A 710-nucleotide genomic window follows, 5' to 3' on the forward strand; every position below is an offset into this window, starting at 1 on the left:
CCCAACCCCCCCGTGGGGGGCCCCCCCCCCCCGCGGGCGGGGTCGCTCGCTTGCGTGGGGGGCCCCCCCCCCCCGCCCGGGCCGCGCGGGCCCCCGCTACTCCGTCCCGACGGAGGTGGCGTGGCCACCGGCGTGTGGCGACTGCCGGGGTCGGTGGGGTGCCACGCTCGGGGTTCATGGATGTCAGTACGTTCTACGCCCTCTTCTCCGCGACCTGTTTCACCCTGGTCGGCTTGTGGTGGAACGTGGTCCAGAGCCACGCGGACTGGACGCGCGACCCCGCCCTGCGGCGCGTCGTCGGCGGGGTCTACCTGTCCTTCCTGCTGCCGGCCCTGATAGGGCTGTTCGCCCAGGTGGGCGGGACCGCGCAGCCCCAGATCTGGCGGGCGGCCTTCGTCGCCCTCGCCGTGGTCGGCTGCGCCTGCACCCTGCGGCTGCTCGCGCGGGCCCGCGGCGACAGCGACGTCACGTGGCAGCAGGGCGCCAGCGCGCTGCTCTACGCCCTGATCGCCGTCGTGGGGGCGTTTCCCGAGAGCGTCCAACGCACCGGCCTGCGCCCCATCCAGGCCGAAGCCCTCATGCTCATCGCGCTGATCGTCCTGGCCCACGCCCTGGTCTGGCGGTTCATGGCGGGCGAGGGCCGCGCCGAGGACCCTGTCTCTTATAAACAAAACCGAGCCCACCAGACCAGGCGTCATCGGGGTTGGCGT

At 73.8% G+C, this 710-nt stretch carries 1 protein-coding gene; it reads left to right on the forward strand.

The annotated features are described in order from the left end of the window. Nucleotides 1-176: 176 nt before the first annotated feature. On the forward strand, nucleotides 177-710 hold a 534-nt coding region (locus ACFVGY_RS15215; RefSeq protein ID WP_385676493.1), incomplete at its 3' end, for a hypothetical protein.

This window comes from Streptomyces sp. NPDC127106, from assembly GCF_042677605.1.
Lineage (GTDB): Bacteria > Actinomycetota > Actinomycetes > Streptomycetales > Streptomycetaceae > Streptomyces.